The organism is Carboxylicivirga agarovorans (assembly GCF_050589845.1).
In the GTDB taxonomy this organism is placed as follows: Bacteria; Bacteroidota; Bacteroidia; order Bacteroidales; family Marinilabiliaceae; genus Carboxylicivirga; species Carboxylicivirga agarovorans.
On sequence record NZ_JBNGPA010000001.1, the window covers coordinates 490,433 to 513,780 of the forward strand.

The window sequence follows — 23,348 nt, forward strand, 5'->3', positions numbered from 1 at the left end:
TTTTTAACAATTGACCCTTCCTTTAATTCTGCACAACGATTTGTTCTATTTGAAAAAAAGCCACTCTTGATGAGAACAATGGGCAAGCAGATGTGGAATTGGAGAGATTTACTCAATTAAATTCAACTGCCAGGAAACACCAAACCGATCTGCAACGAAGCCAAACTTGTCACTGAAACCATAATTATCCAAAGGCATCATGATTTGTCCGCCTTCTGAGAGTTTTTCAAATAGCTGATCAATTTCTTCTTCAGTGTCAATATCAACATATATTGAAACAGCAGGTGTAAACGACCATTCGTGTTTAATATAGCTATCACTGCAAATAAATGGACTCCCATTCAATATAAACCTTGCCATTTTTATGCTTCCCTCTTTGCCTGCCTCGCTTTGCTGATAGCGTTGTATATCGATAATTTTTGAATCATCGAATAAGCTTACATAAAATGTCATCGCTTCTTCTGCATTCCCCTCCTGAAAAGTTAAGAAGCTGGCCACTTGATGCTTTCTATTTAACTTGTTCTGATCATGTATATTTTTAATACTATCCATTTCGTGTTTCAGTTGATCGATTTCTCCTTGTAACCTGTCTTCTTTCTTTGAGTCAGAACAGGCTGTTATTAGAATCCCCAAAAACATAAGTGTGATAAATTGTCTCATAGGTTTAAATATTAATTACAAGATTTCTACCAGTTGAATATGATTACCGCAGGTATCGTTAAAAACAGCTAGTTTTGCTGTCCCCATTTCTGTTGGCTTAACACTGAACTCAACACCTAAAGCGGCCAACCTTTCATACTCTTTTTCAACATCCGAAACATCAAATTGCGTATATGGTAAGCCGGCATCAAAAAGAGCCTTTTGATAGATTTTGGCCGGTGCAAAATCTTTAGGCGAAGGTTCCAGCAACAATTCAGGCCCGTCTTGTTCTTCCCCTGAAACCAATGTCAACCACCTATTGCCATCTCCGACCGGAATATCAATTTTCTTTACGAAGTTTAATTTCTCCGTGTAAAATTCAAGCGCTTTTTCCTGATTATCAACAGGGATACTTACAAGTTTAATTTTCATAATCTGAAGTTTTTATTGTGATTTGATGATGCAAAGATTTAAAATCGCCATCAAACTAATTTATCGAAAATTGCTCTTTTGATAGGCGCTTGGTGTAAAGCCGGTTTTTCGCTTGAATAATGAACTAAACGAGCTAATGCTTTCAAAGCCTACTTCATAACATGCTTCTGAAACAGATCTTCCGTTTTTAATGCATTCTTTGGCTTTTTCAACGCGCTTATCGATTAAATACTGATTGGGGGTCTGGCCGTAATAGCGTTTAAACAATCGTAGCAGATGAAATTTAGAGACAAACCGAATGCGAGAGAAAAGATCCAGATTCAAGTTCTCCCTAAAGTTGTTGTTGATGTAGTTCCTTAATCCTATAACGGTATCTAATTGCCATTGCTTAGAATAACAATCAGCTTTAATTCGTAATATCTCCTTTTTATATTGCGTCATCTAGTTGTTTATTATCATCATATATCATTACTGTGCATGCAATTTCTGAAAAAATTGGTATTTTCAACAACACAAAACACATAATTCATGAAGATCGCCATCCTCTTTATATCATTGTTTCTGTTTATAATATATCCCCAATCCACCTATTCTCAATCCTCACACATTGACAGTCTTGAAAACTTACTTTCCAGGATGACACAGCGAGATACGGCACGTGTAAACCTGTTAAACAAGACAGCTGCATCACTTCAAAACGTTGAGCCGCAAAGAGCGTTTAAACATTTGACAGAGGCAGGTAAAATAGCAGAAGAATTAGATTATCAAAAGGGTATGGCCGATTATTACGATCAGTTGGCAATGTATAATTATGTGGCTTCAGAGTTTGATCTGGTATTGGAGTATGCCAATAAAAGCCTGGTTATTAATCAGTCAATCGGTAACCTCAAAGGGACGGCGAAAAACTATTACTACATTGGAAAAATACATTATTTCCAGGGAAAGGTTGACCAGGCAACCAACTTTATAAAAAAGGCGCTCGATATCAATATTGCACAAAAAGACAGCGTATCTATTTGTTACAACTATGCCAGTTTAGGTACTAATTATGCCGATATAGGTAATTATGACCTGGCCCTGCAATATGAAAAAGCTGCCCTTAACATGGCTTACAAAATAAAAAAAGATGAAGTCATTTCCTTTGCACTCAATAACCTTGGAGTTGTATACGAACATTATGGTAACTGGCCCAAGGCGCTTGAGTGCTATCAAAAAAGCTTTATAATTGATGAGCGTCAGAAAAACTACAAAGACGCCTCAATAGCTGCTTCCAACATTGCCAACATCCAAAAGATAAAGGGAAACTACAGTGATGCCATTGAACACTGCCTGAAAGGCTTGCATTATGCCGAAAAAGTCAGATTCAAAACAGGCCTTTGCTATAACTATGAATATATGGCCCACATATATGTTAAAATGGGCGATTACGACCAAGCCTGGGAGTATCAGCAGGAAACACTGGCTTTGCAAAAGGAGATTGGTAATAAACAAGGCGAAGTGATCGCTTACAGGGATTTGGGCGATATACTCGTATTAAAAGGCAAGTTTGCCGAAGCCATGGAGAGTTATAATACGGCCATCAGCATTAGTAAATCAATTTTATATAAACGAACTGAAATAAGCAGTTACATAGGCATATCGACTATTTACAGTAAGCAGAATAAGCATAAATTGGCTTACCGCTATAGTAAAAAAGCCTACCTGATGGCCACTGCCATTGACGATATAAACCTAATGGGCCAAAGCGCCGGCATACTGGCTAAGAGCAGTGAGAAATTGGGTTTATACAAAGAGGCTTATATGGCACATGTGTCCTATAAAACAATGAGTGATAGCTTGTACAATGAAGAAAATATCAGAAGAATCAGCAACCTCGAATATGAATATAAGTCAGCCAAGGAAAAAGAGCTGTTAAAGCAGGAGCAGCAGAAAAAAGATCGTTTACAGGCTGCAGAATTAAAAAAGGAGAAAACAGTCAGGAATGCATTTATTTTTGGATTTCTGTTTATGATCTTTTTTGCACTGATTATTTGGCGCGGTTTTATCGAGAAAAGAAAAGCAAACGTGCAGCTTCACGCCAAGAATCTTGAAATTAAAAAGCAAGCCATGGAGCTTATCCATACTAACCAATCACTAAAACGACTATCACAATTTAAAGAAGACATGACTAATATGATCATTCATGACCTTAAAAACCCACTTTCAACAATGATCAATGTTGACATTTTATCTGAAGTGGCTAATAAGGATGAATTGATCAAACATTTGGCCAATGAGATGCTGAATATGATAGAAAACACATTGGATGTATACAAGAGTGAATCGGTTGAAGTTGTTTTAAACAAGGAACAAAATGATTTGATCACCATTATTAATGGTGCTATTAATGAACTTGCATTCATAGCCCAGTTTAACTTGCTCAGCTTTAAAATAGTATTTGAAGATAAGATTGAAGTGAAAGCTGACGCCATGGTTTTACGCCGGGTTTTTGCCAATCTATTATCCAATGCCGTGAAATTTTCATCTAAGAATGATGTCATTACCATTAATGCTGATGTATTGGATAATAAGCTGTTAAAAGTTTCTATTCACAACAACGGTTCATATATAAGTTCTGAACAACAAGAACATATCTTCGAGAAGTTTGGTCAGGCCAATGTAAAAGCCAATAAAAAAATGCATTCAACAGGCCTTGGACTTACCTATTGCCGAATGGCCATTGAATCGCACAATGGGCATATTGGCGTTGAGTCGAGCCAGAAATATGGTACCACATTTTGGTTTACCATTCCGGAAGCCCAAAAAGCTCACAGCTATCAGGAAAAACTATAGTTGATCTGCTTTATTGAAGAGATGAAATAGTATTGGTGGAAATGAAGTGGTAGGCCAGAAAGCTATATAAAACAAAAGGATTGAAGTAAAAACTTCAATCCTTTTTTTGTGAGGTTCCTGGCGGACTCGAACCGCCGTAGCTGGTTTTGCAGACCAGTGCCTAGCCACTCGGCCAAGGAACCGTTGTGTTTCGGGTTGCAAAATAAGTAATAAATTATTTTCTGAGCAAATTTTTATTTCCTCTTTTCTGCATAAATACTGAGACAATCGGGACAAAGGCAGCCGTTGTATTTATCAGCCAACACTTTAAGATTTTCAGTTTTTATTTGAAAATTATTGCACCAGCACGTTTTGTTGGTATTACTATAGCATGTATAGCTGGCTCCGCACTTCGGACATGTTTTGGGTGTACCTTCTGTCTGACTCATAATTACCTCGAAAAAGTGACACTAACACATTTCATCTGGCCCCCCATGGGCGGATTCATCTTTGATACTTTTACCGTTGCTTTAAGCAGCTGTGGAAAACGCTCATAAATACCATCAATAATGCGTTTATTTAAATGCTCCAGTAAATGTGAGTTCTGCATAATCTGCTCTCTGACGATCTCATATACCGATACATAATTCAATGCATCATTAATATTATCTGTTTCGGCAGGCACTGTGCAGTCTGTTTCCAGTGTTACTTTTACCAAAAAACGATTACCAACGACCTGCTCTTCTTTAAAACAACCGTGGTAAGCATAAAATTCCATTTCTTCAAGCTCAATCACGCCTATCAATTGCTCCTGTTCCATTGTTGTGCTATTTTTTTGGCGAAAATAATCTTTTATCGCCGAATCATCAGATTTTTAAGTCGAAAAACACTTACTTTTGTGCCTGATGTTCACACATCCGATAAAGCAAATACATAATAACAGAGACAAAATATAGAGCAGATGGAATTGAACGAAGCGCCAAAGACAAATTTCATTCACCAGGAAATTGACAGTGATTTAAGTGAGAATAAGAATGGAGGAGCGGTATTAACCCGTTTTCCACCTGAGCCTAATGGCTACCTGCACATTGGTCACGCTAAATCCATTTGTTTGAACTTTGGACTTGGTAAGCACTACAAAGGCGGAACCAACCTTCGTTTTGATGATACCAACCCTACCAAGGAAGATACCGAATATGTTGAGTCAATAAAGGAAGATGTAAACTGGCTAGGATTCCAATGGAATGATGAGCCTAAATTTACATCTGACTATTTTGAGCAATTGTATCAGTGGGCTGTCCTTTTTATCAAGAACGGGAAAGCTTATGTTGATGACCAAAGTGCTGAGGAGATCGCTTCGCAGAAAGGTACTCCGACAACACCTGGACAGGAAAGTCCTTTCCGCAACAGAACTGTGGAAGAAAACCTGGACTTGTTTGAACGCATGCGTAAAGGTGAGTTCCAGAATGGAGAACGTGTGTTACGTGCAAAAATTGATATGGCATCGCCTAATATGCACATGCGCGATCCTCTAATGTATCGAATCATTCACGCGCATCACCACCGCACAGGCGACCAGTGGTGTATTTATCCAATGTATGATTTCGCACATGGTCAGGGCGACTTTGTTGAGGGTATCACCCACTCAATTTGTACACTTGAATTTGAAGTGCACCGTCCTCTTTACAACTGGTTCCTGGAGCAAATACTGGAATTTCAACCAGAGTTAAAAGAAAAAGCACGTCCGCGTCAGATCGAGTTTGCGCGCCTGAACCTTAACTATACGGTTATGAGTAAGCGTAAGCTGCTTCAATTGGTTAACGAAAACTACGTAGCCGGTTGGGATGATCCGCGTATGCCTACTATCTCAGGTTATCGTCGCAGAGGTTATACTCCGGAATCGATTCGCAAATTTGCCGACCAGATCGGTGTTGCCAAACGTGAAAATGTAATTGATGTGGCTTTATTGGAGCACTGCATTCGCGAAGACCTCAATAAAAAAGCACCTCGTGTATATGCTGTATTAAATCCTGTTAAAGTCATTATCACCAACTATCCGGAAGGGCAGGTTGAATGGATGGAAGCCATTAACAATCCTGAAGACGAAAGCATGGGTTCTCGTAAGCTTCCGTTTAGCCGTGAAATCTATATTGAGCGTGACGACTTTATGGAAAATGCTCCCCGCAAGTTTTTCCGCATGGATGTGGGACGTGAGGTACGCCTGAAAAATGCTTATATCGTTAAGTGCGAAAGCATTAAGAAGGATGAAAACGGTGAGATCTCTGAAATTTACTGTACTTACGATCCTGACACCAAAAGTGGTATGGAAGGCAGTAACAGAAAAGTAAAGGGCACACTTCACTGGGTTAGTACTGAGCATGCTAAAACCGTTCAGGTAAAGCAGTATGACCGCTTATTTATGGACGAAGCACCTGACGGACACAAGGACAAAGAATTCCTTGAGTTTTTAAACCCTGATTCTTTATCAGTTATTAACTCATGCTATATTGAGCCTAACTATAGAGATGCCGGCGCTAATTTTGATGATGGTGTTGAGCGCTATCAGTTCCAGCGTTTAGGTTACTTCTGTATTGATAAAGATTCGACTGAAGACAATGTTGTTTTCAATCGTACCGTGACCTTAAAAGATTCATGGTCTAAGAAGAAGAAATAATCTTAGATAAAAGATAAAAAAATCCCGTACCTGTTAAGATGCGGGATTTTTTTAGTCATTCTGAACAACCTTTGATATTATAACATTCTCGTTTTTATAGAAATACTTCCCAATTAAAACTTTTAACCACAAATTTCTCAAATTACGCAAAATTCACTCTTGAATTTCAATTGGTGCCAATTGGTGCAATTTGTGGTCAAAGCAGATATAAATAACAAATCCCGTACCTGTGTTAGGGCATTTTTTTTGTTATTCTGAACAACCTTAGATATTATAACATTCTCGTTTTTATAGAAATGATTCCCAATTAAACTTTCAACCACAAATTTCTCAAATTACGCAAATTTTTGTTCCGCATGGCGGAACTATTTGTGTTAATCTGTGTAATTTGTGGTTAAAACAGCTATAATAAAGAAATCCCGTATTTAAATCAGGTGGGGAATATTTATATCTTATTATAAACAACAACCTATGATATCATAGCATTCAAGTTTTAACAGAAACGATTCTCCATAAAAAATTTCAATCTCAATTACTCAAATTTCACTCGTGCTTTTCAATTTGTGTCAATTGGTGCAATTTGTGGTCAAAGCAGGTAGAATAAAAAAATCCCGCACCTGTTAAGATACGGGATTTTTTATTCGCGTAATTCGCGATTATCTATATTCGATCAATTCGTTATCCGATATTTTCAACAGCGGCATTCACACGCTTAACGGTTTCTTCTTTTCCGATCATTTGGGCAATGGTCATCAGGTCAGGGCCAAAACCTCCACCAACAAGCGCCAGTCTGAAGGCATTCATCACCAAACCAAAACCAAGTCCTTTGGCTTCAATCTGAGCCGATATAGCTACTTTTATATCATCAGCTTTCCAGTTTTCAACTTTTTCAAGTTCTGCTGTTAAATCAGCCATAAATGCAGGTACATCGCCTTTCCAGCGCTTTTTAACCACTTTAGGATCATACTCAGTCGGTGCTTCAAAAAAGAAAGCGCTTTGCTCCCACAACTCACTAACAAAGTTAACACGCTCTTTAACCATGCCCACTACTTCCTGCACAAATCCATTACCAACTTCGTGTCCTCTCTCTTTTAGCTCACGCTGGTATAGAGCAGCCAGCTCTTCATCATCCTTACGCACCAGGTGTTGCTGGTTGAACCATTTGGCTTTATCAGGGTCGAAGCGGGCACCAGATTTATTAACACGTTCAATGGAGAATAACTCAACCAACTCATCCATTGAGAAAAGCTCTTGCTCTGTTCCAGGATTCCATCCCAACAGTGCCAGCAGGTTAACAACAGCTTCAGGGAAATAACCGCTCTCGCGATAACCGGCCGCAATACCATCTTCCAGTTGCCAGTTCAATGGGAATACCGGGAAACCACCTTTATCACCATCGCGTTTCGATAACTTACCCTTACCGGTTGGTTTCAGGATCAATGGCAGGTGAGCAAACTGCGGCATGGTTTCTTCCCAGTTTAATGCACGATACAACATAATGTGCAAGGGCACCGATGGCAACCATTCTTCACCACGGATAACGTGTGAGATCTCCATTAAGTGATCATCCACGATATTAGCCAGGTGATAGGTTGGCAGTTGATCAGCACTTTTATACAATACTTTATCATCTAAGGTATTGGTATTGAATGTTACAGAACCACGCACCATATCGTTGGTTTGCACCTCTGTATTTTCAGGCATTTTAAAACGGATCACCCAGGGCTCTCCTGCCTCCATGCGCTGCTTAACCTCATCTTCGCTCAAAACAAGCGAGTTTTTTAAGCCATTGCGTGAGTGCATGTCATAGGCAAAGGTTGTTTTTTCCGCTTCTGCTTCTGCACGCAAAGCATCCAGTTCTGCTGGCGTATCAAAAGCATAATAAGCCCAGCCTGTTTCAACAAGCTGATCGGCGTATTTCTTATATATCTCGCGACGCTCACTCTGCTTATACGGACCAAACTCACCACCTTGTTTCACGCCTTCATCAATGGTCATACCCAACCATTCCATACTTTCGTTGATGTACTCTTCTGCTCCTTCAACAAAACGTGTTGAATCAGTATCTTCAATACGAAGAATAAAATCACCACCATGTTTTTTTGCAAACAGGTAGTTAAACAAAGCGGTACGAACACCACCAATGTGTAATGGTCCGGTCGGACTTGGCGCAAAGCGCACACGTACTTTACGAGTTGTCATATGTTGTTTTTTTTGCAAAGATAGTTTTTAAAAGTTGAATTGTTAAAAAACTCACCCTATGACTATGGCATATCGTTTAAAGTCATTTGATGAGTTTTTCGATAAATAGATGTACCATGCGACAAGAGTCGCGAATCCAATGACATTATATTAAGGCCGAATTGAAAATTGACGCAATCAAAGCCTGCTATTGACAGTTGAACTAAAAAAAAGAGGCTGTCAAAAATCAACAGCCTCTTCACTCATTATCAAACTAACTACTTAACGTACTTTGCATTTAACAGATATTCAAGACTCTTCTCCACACTCTCAAGAGGCGTGTAGTTATAGCGCTCCACCTCAACAATTATCTCTTTCATCCCTGCCAGAGCCGACTCTTTAAAAATGGGCTCGAAGTCCATTTTACCGCTTTCACCCAATTCCTTTTCATCCTTAACATGCCATAGCTCAAAGCGTTTAGGATAATTTTTGAAATAAGTAAGGGCATCTTTTTCACCAACCATGATCCAGTATAGGTCCAACTGAAACATGACGTTTTCAGGCCTGGTATTTTGAAGCATATAATCATAGCGCACAATGCCATCCACTTCTTCAAATTCCTTATCGTGGTTGTGGTATCCAAAGCGAATGCCTTTGGCATTGCACTTCTCACCAATGGCATTAAAATAATCGCAATAGCGTTTAAGATCTTCAAGGGACCCATAACCCTTTTCGTCCATAAATGGCTGAACAATGTACTTAACTCCCGCCTTTGCATGCGCATCAATACACACATCCCACCATTGCATTATTTCATCCTGGTTTTCCTTATCGGGTAAGGCCATACCACAATGCGATGCGGTAAACTGCAGACCATTCTTATTCAACAGCTTTTTAAAGGCAAGGGGCTCCATTCCATAGAATTTCCCGTCCTTGTATCCTGCTGCTTCAACAAAGCTATAGCCCATTTCTCCGAGCTGTTTAATGGTGCCTGGCGCATCTTTTTTCATATCATCGCGAACAGACCACAATTGTATACCTATGCTCTTTTCCACTTTTTGCGCGTTTAAACTGACCATTGAACCAACATAAAAAGCGATACCCAATAACAGCGTTAAACGCATCATAATTCTTTGATTTTAATATTGCGGAACCAAACATCATCACCGTGATCCTGAAGCCCTATATAGCCTTCAGTTGCCACATCGGCCCAGGTTGGATTCAAAGCAGGAAACTTACTACCCGCTACCAACTCATTCCATTCCGGCGTCCACAGGTGATATTCAACCACTGTCTCACCATTTTGTATATGCCATACAGATCCCTTATAAACTTTTATTTCTACAGCATTCCATTCTCCATAAGGTTTGGCATTCTGGGGAACAGCAGGGTATAAATCATACAATGAACCGGCCTGACGATTGCCTGCTATGCCTGCCTTGGCATCAGGATGATTTACATTATCCAGTACCTGCATTTCGGGTGCCGTCTTCCAAATGTAATCCAAAGAATCATTTTCCTGTCCCAGGTAGAAGATGCCCGAGTTACCACCCTTTGATATTTTCCATTCCAGCTTCAAGTGGAAATTGCTGAACATCTTGTCACCATACAATATATCACCACGATCTTTACCGCCTGCTTCACCACGACCTGAACCAGGACAATGTATCGTTCCATCTTCTGTTATTTCCCAACCATCAGGGAACGTTGTTTTGCCATAGTTACGCCAGCCATCTGATGTTTTTCCATCAAATAACAGTTGCCACCCGTCGGCCTTTTCTTCTTTAGTTAATGTATTATGTTCCTGCGGCTTCTCGCTGCATGATGAAAACATGGCCATCACTAATACTAATATTACCAGATACTTCATTTTATTTTAGATTTAAATAAGGTTATTAACTCTTTACTTTCAATATTTTAGCGCATTAGATATGAGTGGTGGAAATTGATTAATAAAATTAAATTCATTACTCAATTCAACACAACTTCATACCTGCATTTAAATCATACGGGCATTTCCGGTAAAGTCCATCCATCCCGGTAGGTATGTTTGATCAATTCCTGCGCAAAAGCATTGGCGTTAACAGGCTCTGTCCATTCTTTGTCGAAAGTTGGATGTCCGTCATGGATCTTAAAGCCATCGCTGATAACAGTGCGGATGGTTTCGTCATCGCCAATATTGGTAAAACGCATATTTTCGCCATCCCACTCCAATTCTTTATTGAGTGATTGCAGGCGAACGGCCAACACCCCCATTACTACCATTTCGTTGAATGGGCCGGCCTCGCTAAAAGGCGATAGTGTTTCCACCCTTTTTTTCGGGCTTTCTTTACAGGCACGTACCCAGTCCATTTCGTGACTAATGGTAATACGTGGCTCTGTTTTTGGCACATCGGGTACACGCCCTGATAATAACCAAGGATCGCGACCATAACAACCACACACCAGTGTATCTTTAGAACCATGGAACAGAACGCCTCCACCATGATTATTCATGTCTTTACCAGCCGGCCAGCCATCGGGCTTAAGCGGTTGAAGGCCGCCATCGTACCAATGCACTTCAACTTCAGGCATGGCTACTTTTTTCAAGCCTGGTCTTTCGGGGAATACCAGACGAACTTTTTGGGCAACCGGAGCAGCATCTGTCAGTAACAAAGTAGAGCTTCCCTGTGCTTTGCTTGGATAGCCCAGCTTCAGTCCTTTAAATACAGGGTGAAGAATATGGCAAGCCATATCACCTAATGCACCTGTACCAAAATCCCACCAGCCTCGGAAATTCCATGGTGTGTAAATCTCATTAAACGGACGCATCCTGGCCGGACCTACAAACAGGTCCCAGTTAAACGTATCAGGAATCGCTTGTTCTTCCGTTGGGCGATTTAAGCCCTGTGGCCATATTGGCCGGTCGGTAAAAGCCTCCACTTTTCTGACTTCTCCTATCTCTCCATTCTGAATCCATTCGGTGGTTAAAGCAACACCTTCACCCGAAGCTCCCTGGTTACCCATTTGTGTGGCTACCTGGTGTTTGGCTGCCAGTTTAGTCAGTAAGCGTGATTCATAAACCGTATGGGTTAATGGCTTTTCGACATATACATGCTTGCCCATTGTTATGGCAGTGGCAGCTATGATAGCATGCGTATGATCGGCCGTTGCCACAACTACAGCGTCAATATCTTTGCCCATCTCATCGAGCATTTTACGCCAGTCCCAATAACGCTTGGCCTTTGGGAAATACTCAAAACAGCCTTTGGCATATTTCCAGTCCACATCACAAAGGGCCACAATATTTTCACTTTCCATGGCTTTCAAAACACCAAAACCTCTTCCGCCTACTCCTACTCCTGCAATGTTTAGTTTACCATTTTTTGAACGTGGACTATTTCCCATTGCCATAATTGAGGGCATCAGGGTAAGCCCGGCTGTGGCGAGTCCTGCATTGGTCAAAAATCTTCGCCGGTCCATTTCAAGCCTTTTCTTGTTGTTATTCATAACTGTTTAGTAAGGTGATTAATAATGAGTTTATAAAGGGTATTATATTACTTGTTCTTTGTCTGCATCCCAGTATACTTTGCGGCTTTCGCGATAAGCAATGGTTGCCATATGAGCTGTTATTGCCTCTTCAAAAGCCTGGTTGATATCACAACTGGGTTGCTTTTGCCTTCTGATACATTCGAGCCATTCTTTCATATGCAGATGGGCTGTATTGACCCGCTTACCCTGCACATGAGTATACAATAATCCCCTGCTCGCGAAATACTGCTCAGTCGCCGATGTGGTTCCATCAAGGGTATTCCGACCAGGCTCATAGGTGATCATGGGTTGATCGGGGGATATCAAACCAGCATCCAGCTGCTTGCGGTATTGGGTTGACCGGTTATCAGGATAGATCTCAAGCTTGTTTTCCATTTTCATGGTGGCGTCGTGTCCCATTATGATCTTACCCCGGTACAATTCATTGGCCAATGAGGCACTGTACATCAATGTCAGGTCACGCTCCGGATATTCAAATACCGCCTGAAAAACATCAGGCACTTCTCGCCCATCCTTGAAATAGTAGATACCACCCGATGCAACAGCCGAATGAGGAATACCCAGCTGTAAGACCTGGTTAATGGCATCGTACTCATGGGTCAGCAAGTCGCCCCCCAATCCGGTTCCATAGTCCCACCAGCAACGCCAGCGAAAGAAACGCTCAGCACTGAAGGGATGTGAGTTGGTGGGCTCAATAAATTGCTGCCAGTCAATGGTGTTCTCATTGGCTTCGGGATGAATAGGATAAACCCAGGCCCCATTGGGATCATTGCGATTGGTGCACACTTCAATCAAAGAGATTTTACCCAAAATATTTTTATCAAGTAACTGCCTGGCTTTGTTAAAACTGGCAGTCTGTCGTCCCTGGTGCCCCAGTTGAAACACCACCCCTGTTTCCTTAACAGCTTTTCGAAGTGCAAAAGCCTCTTCAACAGTACGGGTCAATCCCTTTTCTATGTAGATGTGCTTACCTGCCTTAGCAGCATCGATGCCCATTTGTGCATGCCAGTGATCAGGCGTTGCAATTATGACGGCATCAATATCTTCAGCAGCCAATAACTCACGATAGTTGCGGTAACGCTTTACATGTGCGGATACCTCATTTAGTGATGTTGATTTCTCAGCATTGCTGGCAGACAACATGGCCTGCCCGGCATGTACATCAAAAATATCACAGACACCACGAATTTCAATGTTCAGATCATCCTGCCCCATATAGTCACCATAGCGGGTATCTGCCTTATTTTGCTGATTTTGTTCGTACCAGTGCTTAACAGTATCAGGATGTGCAAAACCTGCCGCCTCAAGCAGGTATTTTCCACGCCCGCCGGTTCCTATAATACCCAGTCTTATTGTCTGTCCCTTACCTGAACTAAGCATCTCAGGTTCATCGTACAGGTTTATTCCCAATTCTTCGGCTATGTTATACACCTTCTGCTTTTCATACTCCAGTTTCCTGAGCACGCCATAGCCCATTGCACCCAGTACAGGTACCGTTGCCAATGTTTTAACAATAGCTCTTCTGGAGAATTTCTTTACGTCATCACCCATGATCAATTTCTTTTAAAGAAGATAAAACGGTCGAGCCCGATAATATTACTGGTCGGAAATAAATACAACAATACAAGTACACTAATGAAGATGAGATTCTTATCGACCCAAAGCGTATTTTCATTGGTCATTAATACCTCATTGGCATGAATTAAGGGAGGATGTGCCAGATAGTATAATAAGATAAGAAATGCACCTGACAGAGAAGCGATACGTCCCAATATACCAAGAATAAGGCCTAAACCAATAGCGATCAGGCCCCATATATTAAGAAAATTAACAACATCGATAGCCTGGGAACTGTCGGCCAGGGAATGGAAGAAACCACTCAGGAAACCTTGTGCGCTTTTGAGGTAACCAAAAGATGACCAGTGCGGGTTAAACAATTTGGCCAGCCCTTCATATAAGAGGTACCAACCAAGCAGAATGCGAACAACTACCAGTGAACATAGTTGAAATGCATTAAGTTGATGAGAATAGTTCATTTTCAAGTCAGATTCTGATTAACAAATCAAAAATTACCAGAAAATTCAATACAAACAAATACTATTCAATCAAATAGCTATTTAAAACACACTATTTGAACATTTGTCAACTTCTCATCAAGCTACACACTTCAACTTTTCACCCTTTCTTACGCATTACACTGTTTAGTATTGATAATCTGATACTTTTCCTATTGAACGTTTATTGTGACGGTTTTCTTCACCTGGTTGGATGCCGTTCCGATCAATAACTTGTACGATCCTTTTTCCAGGTTCCAGTCATGAATGCTTTCATCGTAAAAAGCAAAGGAATCAACAGGCAGCTCCAGCTCCACCATTTGGGTTTCACCTGCCTGCAACTTCACTTTTTTAAAGGCCTTTAATTCCTTTACAGGTCGCATAACCGAAGCCTTCACATCTGTGACATACACCTGAACAACTTCAGCCCCGTCAAGCTCACCTGTGTTGCTGAGTGATACATTGAGCCTGATCACATCACCGGCACTATATTCATTCGTATTAACCGAAGCCGTGTTTATTTTGAAGGTGGTATATGACAAGCCATAACCAAACGCATAGAGTGGTTTTACCTTTTTGGTATCGTGCCAACGGTAACCTACCAGTATATCTTCTTTATAAACCTGGTCAACACCATCACCCGGATAGGATAATTCGTCGTAGGCATGAGCGCCATTGTCTTCCAGTTTCACAGGGAAGCTCATGGGTAATTTTCCCGATGGATTAATGTCACCTGACAACACATCGGCAATGGCATGACCTGTTTCGCTGCCCAGGTACCAGGCCTGAACAATAGCCTGGGCTTTTGACTGCCATGGCATGGCAACAGCATTACCACTGACAAGAATAACAGCCACATTTTTATTAACGGTCATTATTTCATTCAACAGTTCATCCTGGCCAAATGGCAGGTGTAAACTTTTACGATCACCATTCTCACAGTCCTGCTCATGATTTTTGTTCAAGCCCCCGACAAACAATACCATGTCAGCATTTGCTGCAGTTTCAATGGCTGCCTGCCTCAATGAATCCTGATCCAAATCCGGTGCGATCACCCTGTTGTAAACAGAGGGTCCTGATGAATATCCCATAGCATGAACAATATTGGCCTTGGAAAAACGCTTTATAATACCATCCAGGGGTGATAGCTCATGAACGGTTTTTAACTCGGATGAACCACCGCCAACAGTCATCATACGCGTGGCGTTTTCTCCAATCACCGCAATGGTCTTTGTTGTTTCCGGATTAAGAGGAAAGAAGTCCTTGTTGTTTTTCAACAGCACAATTCCCTCCTGTGCCACTTCACGGGCAAGGTCAAAATGTTGCTGGTTAGCTTTGCGACCAAAGGGACGTGTCTGATCCATGTTGGTGCGGTACATCAACCGAAGAATACGACGTACCTTATCATCTACCACACTTTCGTCGATTTCTCCACTTTTAAGCAAGTCGAGAAAAGGATTAGCCAGGTAATAATAGTCGTAGGCATTTTCTTTGGAAGAGCTTAAACCATCGGTACCCGTTCCCATCTCAATATCCAAACCATTGAGTGCTGCCTCCCGCGTATCATGGGCACTGCCCCAGTCGGTTACAACCACACCATCAAATTCCCAATCACCTTTCAGTATATCATTGATCAGTACTTTATGATGACTGGTGTGCTGACCATTGTATTTGTTGTAGGCTCCCATAATGGACCATACATCGCCTTTTTGAACAGCTGCTTTAAATGCCGGCAGATATATCTCATGCAGTGCACGGTCACTCACCTGTACATTGATATGATCACGCCATACTTCCTGGTTATTGAGTACATAATGCTTGACACAGGCCGCCACTCCATTGCTTTGAACTCCATGGATATAAGGCACACACATGACAGAAGCCAGGTAAGGGTCTTCACCCATGTATTCAAAATTACGACCATTAAGGGGTGTCCGGTAAATATTGACTCCCGGCCCGAGTAAAATATCTTTTCTGCGGTAGCGCGCTTCTTCGCCAATGGCAACACCATATTTGTAGGCCAACTCAGGATTAAATGTAGACGCCAGACAAGTGAGTGCCGGAAATGCGGTACACGAATCATTGGTCCAGCCTGCATAACTCCAGCTATCCCATTCTATCTCTGCTCTCACTCCATGTGGTCCGTCTGACATCCATATTTCGGGTATGCCAAGGCGTTCAACACCAGCCGAGCTAAACTTGGATTGTGCATGGCACATCTTTACTTTCTCCTCGAGTGTCAGCTGACTGATAATGTCATCGATCTGCTTTTCTATCTTATCCTGATCCTGGGCAGACACAACTGCACCAAAGAACAATACACTCAAAATTAAGAGATACTTCATGGTTCTATGTTTATTATTGGAAGAGCAAAAATAGCTGAAAGACGAATCAGCCTTATGTATGAAATGTTTTCAATTGGAAGGGCAATTGTTAACAAAACGGGAAAAGTAGAAGACAAGTCCGGCCTGAATGTAGAATCTGCGATTATTCCTTATTCAATTTAATTGACGACGTCTCGCCACAAAGTGTAATAACCGGACTTACTCTTATATTTTCAATGTTGATCAAAAAGAGACATTTTCAACTTCTTTAAACGTTTTATAGCCGGGAGTGTAGGTAATGCTTTTGCAACGTTCAATTAACTCATCAACTTCTTCATGCGTAATTTCATTGTGAGTAATATACGGAAATTTGATCATTGGATGCTCCATAAAGAATCCCGGTATATTGGCTTCGTCCATCGACTTGCCTTCAGGTGTCCACCCTTTGATCCAGTTAGGCATATATTCTTTTAACAACTCACGTGCATCAGGATTATCCCATAGCTCTTTGGCAAAAGTATATTTATCGGCCATTAACGGCACTTGTTGAGTTGACTCCAGTTCAATGGTTTCTTTCAGGCGAATATCGCGTGATGAGGCCGCTACCATAACTGTAAAATCTCCGCTTTCAGCAATCCACATATCGCGTTTAGCATCATAATAAGAATAATCACGACCAGATAGTTCAAAACTAAGCTCCTTGGTCTCACCCGGCTGAAGCTCCACTTTTACAAAACGCTTCAACTCCTTTTCAGGACGCTGCAGTGTACTTTCAGCATCACTAATGTATAACTGAACAATTTCTTTACCGGCCACTGCCCCTGTATTGGCAACTTTTACACGCACTTCCAAAACATCCTTGTCCGTCACTTTCTTTGCCGATACCCTGATATCAGAATATTCAAAGCTGGTGTATGACAAGCCATGCCCGAACGGGAACAATGGTTCAATTTGTTTTTCATCGTAATAGCGGTAACCAACAAAGATACGTTCACCATAAATGACGTTCCCCTGTTCACCGGGGAAATTAAAAGACGCAGGTGTATCAGCCAGTTTTACTGGGAATGTTTCAGCCAGTTTTCCCGATGGGTTGACAGCTCCGAACAATACATCTGCTACAGCACCTGCTCCGGCCTGACCACCCAGCCATGTTTCCACAACAGCAGGTACTTCATTAATCCATGGCATAGCCACAGCACTTCCGTTGGTTAAAACAGCTACTGTATTAGCCTGGACTTTTGCCACTTCTGCCATCAGTTTGTTATGAGCAGCAGGCATATCAATGTGCTTACGGTCAATACCTTCTGATTCATAGTGTAAAGGCAGGCCGGCAAAAACCAGTGCGATATCTGATTCCTGTGCCAACTTAACGGCTTCATCGATCATCGTATAATCATCATCATCCTTAAGGTTGTATCCCTGTGCATATTTCACCTTGACACCTTTGCCATATTCAGCCTTGATAATATCCAATACATTGTCAAGTTGTGTTGGTTTTACTTCAGAACTACCGTTACCCTGATAGCGCGGATCAGAGGCAAATTGTCCAATAACAGCTATCTTTTTATACTTGTCATCACTGATTGGTAATACCGCATTATCATTCTTAAGCAGAGTAATGGCCTGACCATGCACCTCACGGGCAAATTGATGGTGTTCGTCAACCTTCTGGTCTACACCTTCACGATCCAGTGATTTGGCTTTTAATACCACCATTACTATTTCCTTCACCAGCTTATCCAATATCGCCTCATCCAGGTCTCCGTCCTGAACTGCTTTTAACACGATCTCATCATTGACATTACTCACATGTGGCATTTCAATGTGCATACCTGCCTTTAAAGCTTCGACCCTGTCGATCACCGCAAACCAGTCAGAGACAACGATACCCTCAAAGCCCCATTCTTCCTTTAGAATCCTGGTCAACAGGTACGGACTCTGGGTGCCATATACGCCTTGAACACGGTTGTAACAGGCCATCACCGTCCATGGCTGCGCTTTTTTAACGGCTATTTCAAATGGTGTCAGGTATATTTCATGTAGCGTACGCATATCCACATCTGAATTCATGAACATGCGCATGGTCTCCACATTATTGGCAGTAAAATGCTTTAAGGATGTTCCAACACCCTGGCTTTGCACCCCATTGATGTAGGCTGCTCCCAATTCACCTGATAAAACAGGGTCTTCTGAAAAATACTCGAAGTTACGTCCTCCCAGCACCGAGCGTTTGATATTGACACCAGGACCCAATAATACATTGACACCAAGTGCCTGACATTCTTCTCCAAGCGCCTGTCCTACTTTGTAGATCAGATCAACATCCCATGACGCGGATAAAGCTGATGCCGTTGGAAAGCAGGTGGCCGGGTGCTGATCACCATAACCCGCTTTGTTAGTGGCCGGTGCCCTGCGTAAACCATGAGGACCGTCGGCCATCCAGATCCACGGAATATCCAGTCGTTCGATAGGTTGAGAGCTCCAGTCGTCACGACCCGAACACAATGATACTTTTTCTTCCAGTGTCATTTTTGAAACCAGATCATTTACTTTTTTCTCCAACTCATTATTCTGAGCTCTTAATCCAAATGTGGTCATGATCAAGAGAATTAAAAACGATGTATTTTTCATCTTGCTGGTATATTATGATTGTCAATTAATTTTCATTCTCTTTAGAACGTCTTTCCTCAAGGTCTGCCTGCATTTGCAAACACGTTTTCCTATCAATGGTATAGAAATAGAGCAATACCGCACAAGACATGTATAAGATACCCGGAATTACTGATATCATCAACTTAATACCATTAATAGTTGATTCGCTTTGAACGGCATTGGCCTCAAACTTAAACCAAACCAATAACCAACTGGCTAATGCTGCACCAATACCCCATCCGGCTTTTTGCGCAAAGGTCGCTGCAGAAAAAACTAAACCTGTCGAGCGCTGCCCCGTTTTCCACTCGGTATAATCAGCGGTATCGGCCAGCATGGTCCACAGAAGTACCACTGCTGGTGCATAAGTGAACTTAGCCAGAACATTAAAAATATAGATAAGGGTATAATCTCCGGCTTCAGGGATGTAAAGTAAGGCAAAGAAAATACCCGATAAAATAGTACTGGCCATAAATACATTGCGATTACCAAATCGTTTGGCCAAAGGTTTGGCCATTGGCAATCCTATGATCAAGGCAACACTGCTGACCACATTAAATAACTGCACGTTTTCTTCCGTTCCGATGTAATATTTGAAGTAATAAGCGATGGATAAGTTCTGAAGCGCAAACATGATAAAAGAAACAATACCTACCAGGGCCAGGATTAACCAAGGCCGATTTTTGCCTAAGTTTTTTAGATCAGACCATATCGATTGATTCTGAATAACCGGTGGGGCAACTCGTTCCTTTGTGGAAAAGAAGGTTATCAGGAAAAATACAACACTTAAAAAGCCCAGTACCAATAAGGTATACTGGTAGCCCTTAGCTTTATCGACTGTATTATCATTTTCCCGCACATCGATAACCGTTTCCTTGGTATCAGCAGTAATGTAATGCACATCCTCACGAACCATGGGATATGAAACAAAACTCGCCTTACCTTCACGGGCCTTTATGCTTGTTGAATCGAAAACAATTGTATTCTCGCTGTAAACCAACGTATCGTTTTCAGCCGGACTGACTACAACATACAGAAATCCTTCAGCAGATTTAGCATCGACATCTTCGATAGAATAAACCAGGGTATCAATGCCGACAAAACCAGGTTTTACCTGGTAACGAATGCTATCGCTATTGATCACTTCAGCCACACCACCTTTTGCAGGTTGACTTACAATGTTGGTTGTAAAATCTCCTTTTCCGAAATAAATGGCCATAGACAAGGCCAGTCCTGTTACAATTAATTGTCCTGAAAAAGCACTGATAAAACGGTAGGTATTTATTCCTGCCCGTTCGTTGGAATCAGAAGTCATTACAGCCATTAATGATGAGTAAGGCAGGTTGATGGCAGTATAGGCCGTCATCAATAAAAAGTAAGTAACGGCAGCCCAGATTATTTTACCGGTCTGGTTCAGGTCGGGGGTGGTAAATGTTAAAACAGCCAATATAGCGTATGGCACTGCTGTATATAAAATATACGGTCTGAATTTTCCCCAACGTGTATTGGTACGGTCGGAGATGATACCCATCAAGGGGTCATTGATCATATCCCATACACGGGCTATCAGCATTATGGTACCCGCGGCAGCAGCTGAAATACCAAAGGTGTCTGTGTAAAAAATAAGAATCCAGAAACCTACCATGTCCCACACAAAATGGGACGCAGTATCTCCTAAACTATAACCTAATTTTTCCTTGAATGATAACTTTGTTGCTGTTTTATTCATCCGTATGGTTTATTTAATGATGTTTATTTCTGATAAATTCTCACATACTCTACTTCCATCGTCTGTGGGAAAGCCAAAGTATCAATCCCTTCAACACTGCCCCACGCGCCGCCAACAGCCACATTAAGCAAGAGGTAAAATGGTTTTTCGTACGGCCATTTATCAACACCTAGACCTTCATTGCCATAGGCGAAGTATTGCTGCTCGTCAACAAAGGCTTTCATGGTATCTGGTGTCCATTCCAGAATGTAATTATGGAATTGTGTATCAACATCAGGCACATTAATAACGCCGGTTTGCTGTGTGCCGGTTTGCCACTGGTAATCCTTTGAATGAGCTGAAGCATGGATCACTCCCAAATCGTGTCCCACATGCTCCATAATGTCTATCTCACCAATATTTGGCCAGTCGCCGTCATTAAAACTCCAACCTCCGGGCATCATCCATATGGCCGACCAGGTTCCGACTCCCTTGGGTAACTTTGCCCTCACTTCAACCTTACCATGCAGCCAATCGGCTTTTGACATTAACCTTGCCGATGTGAAGGCTTTACCTTCGTATGCTTCATTGATGGCTGTGATATGTAGTTTACCATCTTCTACCCAGGCATTTTCTTTACGTGCCCTGGTATAAAACTGAGACTCATTATTACCCCAGCCATGTGCATTTCCTTCCTGATCGTATGCCCATTTAGTGGAATCAGGCAATCCGACATAATCAAATTCATCCTGCCAAACCAGCTTGTATTCATCTTTTGAGCAGTTGCAAGCTGCTAAAGCCAGTAACAAAAGTCCAATTAATGATACTCTCAATCTCTTCATAGCTATACTTTTTATTATTCTTCTCCCTGATGCTTCACTTTACCACGTCGGGCAATTAATTGATCCTTTATTTCATTGGCCCTTTCTTCGGTCAAATCATAATTTTTCATGACCAGTATGGCAATAATTCCAAAGATGATTGGAATGACGATATCGGCGATACGCAGTCTGGTCATAGCTTCGGCAGACTGCACTTTAATGTCTTCATTAAATCCGATATAATGCAACACCACTCCACTTAGAAACATAGCTATCGATTGTCCGATTTTAGTCATCCACCAATAAACAGCTCCAAACATCGCTTCTCTGCGCTCACCGGTATTTAGTTCATCCAAATCACACACATCGGCTGTCATGGACATCATCAATGTAAATAAGCTGCCAATACCAAACGATAAGAATGGGATAGGCATAAACATCAACCATGGAATTTCAGGATAATTAAATCCCCACCATTTTAACACATAGCCGATAAAGGATATCAACGTGGCAATAATGAATGCTTTCTTTTTACCATACTTTTCTGCAACCTTAGTAATGATGGGTATAACAATAAACATTGTTCCCAGTGCACTTGCCGAACCAAAAAGTCCAACCCAAATATTGGCAGATTCCTGATTTCCATTAAACCAGAAATAGACAATTATATACATAGCGAACTGTGCAATAATCTGAAAACCATTAAATATCAAAAAAGTGGCAGCACAAAGCCTAAGAAAAGGTTTATTAACAATAGTCAGTTTAATACCCCTAAAGAACTCTTTTATATTTGCTTTTAATTCTTCTCGTGTGAGGTCATTCTTTTTTTCCTGTTCAGGGACTATTATTTCTTTATTAAAAAATGCCGGTAATATTCCCAAAAGCATACATATCGCACCAACCCAGATAGCTATCGTCTTGGCGCCTTGTGGTGCTGACTCAAAAACAGTCGGTTCATATATTATAACCCAGAGCCATGGAGCTATTACCCAGGCAATTTGACCCATAAACTGCGAAATAGCCATTAATCGCGTACGCTCATTATAGTCAGGTGTCATTTCATAACCCAAACCAATTAAAGGAGTGGCAAAAATGGTATAACCAATATAAAAGAAGATAGATACAATCAGGAAGTAAAAGAAGTTATAAAGTTCACTGTTTTCAGGATTTAACTGCCACATAATCATATATGAAATACCGGCAATAACACTTCCTACAAAAATATACGGCTTCCTTCTGCCCCACCTTGACCTGGTATTATCCGAAATGTATCCCATTAGCGGATCAGTAATCGCATCAATTATTCGTGGTACCGCCAACAGGGTTCCCACCAATATCGGACTCATTCCTAATGACATAACCAATACGGCCATGCACATTGTAAGTGCCGCCGGAAATAATTGATTCGCCAAATGACCAGAACCAAACGTTACTTTCTGAAAGGTAGGGACCTTATCTTCCCGTGCTATTTTAATTGCATTCATAGATTTTTTCTTTAGTTAGTTGATGTGGATCTTTCTCTTC

Annotated in this window: 18 protein-coding genes and 1 tRNA gene; 2 read left to right on the top strand and 17 right to left on the bottom strand. The window is 41.4% G+C overall.

Features of this window, described 5'->3' with window-relative positions:
• Positions 1 to 108: 108 nt before the first annotated feature.
• Genes ACRD69_RS01915 through ACRD69_RS01925 form a run of 3 tightly spaced genes read right to left on the bottom strand, consistent with a single transcriptional unit; the run spans position 109 to position 1,512 of the window.
• Positions 109 to 660 carry a VOC family protein gene (locus tag ACRD69_RS01915; protein WP_430813371.1) on the bottom strand — a complete coding sequence of 184 codons (552 nt, stop codon included), beginning with the start codon at positions 658 to 660 and terminating at the stop codon, positions 109 to 111.
• A gap of 15 nt (positions 661 to 675) precedes the next feature.
• Positions 676 to 1,071 carry a VOC family protein gene (locus ACRD69_RS01920; RefSeq protein WP_430813372.1) on the bottom strand — a complete coding sequence of 132 codons (396 nt, stop codon included), beginning with the start codon at positions 1,069 to 1,071 and terminating at the stop codon, positions 676 to 678.
• 60 nt (positions 1,072 to 1,131) lie between these two features.
• A complete protein-coding gene (locus tag ACRD69_RS01925; protein ID WP_430813373.1) occupies positions 1,132 to 1,512 on the bottom strand; it encodes a helix-turn-helix domain-containing protein in 381 nt (126 codons plus the stop codon).
• A gap of 87 nt (positions 1,513 to 1,599) precedes the next feature.
• Between ACRD69_RS01925 and ACRD69_RS01930 the strand changes: the two genes are divergently transcribed.
• Positions 1,600 to 3,903 carry a tetratricopeptide repeat-containing sensor histidine kinase gene (locus tag ACRD69_RS01930; RefSeq protein ID WP_430813374.1) on the top strand — a complete coding sequence of 768 codons (2,304 nt, stop codon included), beginning with the start codon at positions 1,600 to 1,602 and terminating at the stop codon, positions 3,901 to 3,903.
• 111 nt (positions 3,904 to 4,014) lie between these two features.
• Here the strand turns inward: ACRD69_RS01930 and ACRD69_RS01935 are convergent.
• The 3 genes from ACRD69_RS01935 to folB all read right to left on the bottom strand — a co-directional run bounded on the left by ACRD69_RS01935 (position 4,015) and on the right by folB (position 4,702).
• Positions 4,015 to 4,085: transfer RNA gene (locus ACRD69_RS01935), tRNA-Cys, on the bottom strand.
• Between the two features lie 51 nt (positions 4,086 to 4,136).
• Entirely contained in the window at positions 4,137 to 4,331 is a 195-nt protein-coding gene (locus ACRD69_RS01940) for a cysteine-rich CWC family protein (RefSeq protein WP_430813375.1), read from the bottom strand.
• Positions 4,332 to 4,333: 2 nt separating this feature from the next.
• The gene (gene folB / locus ACRD69_RS01945; protein WP_430813376.1) at positions 4,334 to 4,702 is read right to left on the bottom strand and encodes a dihydroneopterin aldolase; all 369 of its coding nucleotides are present in this window, start codon (positions 4,700 to 4,702) and stop codon (positions 4,334 to 4,336) included.
• Positions 4,703 to 4,843: 141 nt separating this feature from the next.
• Here folB and ACRD69_RS01950 point away from each other — a divergent pair, with 141 nt between their 5' ends.
• Positions 4,844 to 6,556 carry a glutamine--tRNA ligase/YqeY domain fusion protein gene (locus ACRD69_RS01950; RefSeq protein ID WP_430813377.1) on the top strand — a complete coding sequence of 571 codons (1,713 nt, stop codon included), beginning with the start codon at positions 4,844 to 4,846 and terminating at the stop codon, positions 6,554 to 6,556.
• A 678-nt stretch (positions 6,557 to 7,234) separates the two neighbouring features.
• On the opposite strand, the gene gltX is transcribed toward ACRD69_RS01950, so the two are convergent.
• The 11 genes from gltX to ACRD69_RS02005 all read right to left on the bottom strand — a co-directional run bounded on the left by gltX (position 7,235) and on the right by ACRD69_RS02005 (position 23,308).
• Positions 7,235 to 8,758 (bottom strand): glutamate--tRNA ligase, encoded by a 1,524-nt coding sequence (gene gltX, locus ACRD69_RS01955; protein ID WP_430813378.1) that lies wholly within the window; start codon positions 8,756 to 8,758, stop codon positions 7,235 to 7,237.
• A 257-nt stretch (positions 8,759 to 9,015) separates the two neighbouring features.
• The gene (locus ACRD69_RS01960; RefSeq protein ID WP_430813379.1) at positions 9,016 to 9,864 is read right to left on the bottom strand and encodes a sugar phosphate isomerase/epimerase family protein; all 849 of its coding nucleotides are present in this window, start codon (positions 9,862 to 9,864) and stop codon (positions 9,016 to 9,018) included.
• Complete coding sequence (locus tag ACRD69_RS01965; protein WP_430813380.1) at positions 9,861 to 10,607, bottom strand: 3-keto-disaccharide hydrolase; 747 nt, start codon at positions 10,605 to 10,607, stop codon at positions 9,861 to 9,863. The genes ACRD69_RS01960 and ACRD69_RS01965 overlap by 4 nt, the downstream gene beginning before the upstream one ends.
• A gap of 134 nt (positions 10,608 to 10,741) precedes the next feature.
• On the bottom strand, positions 10,742 to 12,226 hold the full coding sequence (locus ACRD69_RS01970; RefSeq protein WP_430813381.1) for a glycoside 3-dehydrogenase: 1,485 nt from the start codon (positions 12,224 to 12,226) through the stop codon (positions 10,742 to 10,744).
• Positions 12,227 to 12,268: 42 nt separating this feature from the next.
• Positions 12,269 to 13,819 carry a Gfo/Idh/MocA family protein gene (locus tag ACRD69_RS01975; protein WP_430813382.1) on the bottom strand — a complete coding sequence of 517 codons (1,551 nt, stop codon included), beginning with the start codon at positions 13,817 to 13,819 and terminating at the stop codon, positions 12,269 to 12,271.
• A 2-nt stretch (positions 13,820 to 13,821) separates the two neighbouring features.
• Positions 13,822 to 14,304 (bottom strand): DoxX family membrane protein, encoded by a 483-nt coding sequence (locus ACRD69_RS01980; RefSeq protein WP_430813383.1) that lies wholly within the window; start codon positions 14,302 to 14,304, stop codon positions 13,822 to 13,824.
• A 191-nt stretch (positions 14,305 to 14,495) separates the two neighbouring features.
• Positions 14,496 to 16,667 (bottom strand): beta-glucosidase family protein, encoded by a 2,172-nt coding sequence (locus ACRD69_RS01985; protein ID WP_430813384.1) that lies wholly within the window; start codon positions 16,665 to 16,667, stop codon positions 14,496 to 14,498.
• Positions 16,668 to 16,889: 222 nt separating this feature from the next.
• Positions 16,890 to 19,244, bottom strand: coding sequence for a glycoside hydrolase family 3 C-terminal domain-containing protein (locus ACRD69_RS01990; RefSeq protein WP_430813385.1), 2,355 nt, complete (start codon positions 19,242 to 19,244; stop codon positions 16,890 to 16,892).
• 58 nt (positions 19,245 to 19,302) lie between these two features.
• Positions 19,303 to 21,024, bottom strand: a complete 1,722-nt coding sequence (locus ACRD69_RS01995) for an MFS transporter (RefSeq protein ID WP_430813386.1) — start codon at positions 21,022 to 21,024, stop codon at positions 19,303 to 19,305.
• A gap of 23 nt (positions 21,025 to 21,047) precedes the next feature.
• Entirely contained in the window at positions 21,048 to 21,845 is a 798-nt protein-coding gene (locus tag ACRD69_RS02000) for a glycoside hydrolase family 16 protein (protein ID WP_430813387.1), read from the bottom strand.
• Between the two features lie 14 nt (positions 21,846 to 21,859).
• Complete coding sequence (locus ACRD69_RS02005; protein ID WP_430813388.1) at positions 21,860 to 23,308, bottom strand: MFS transporter; 1,449 nt, start codon at positions 23,306 to 23,308, stop codon at positions 21,860 to 21,862.
• Between the last annotated feature and the right edge of the window lie 40 nt (positions 23,309 to 23,348).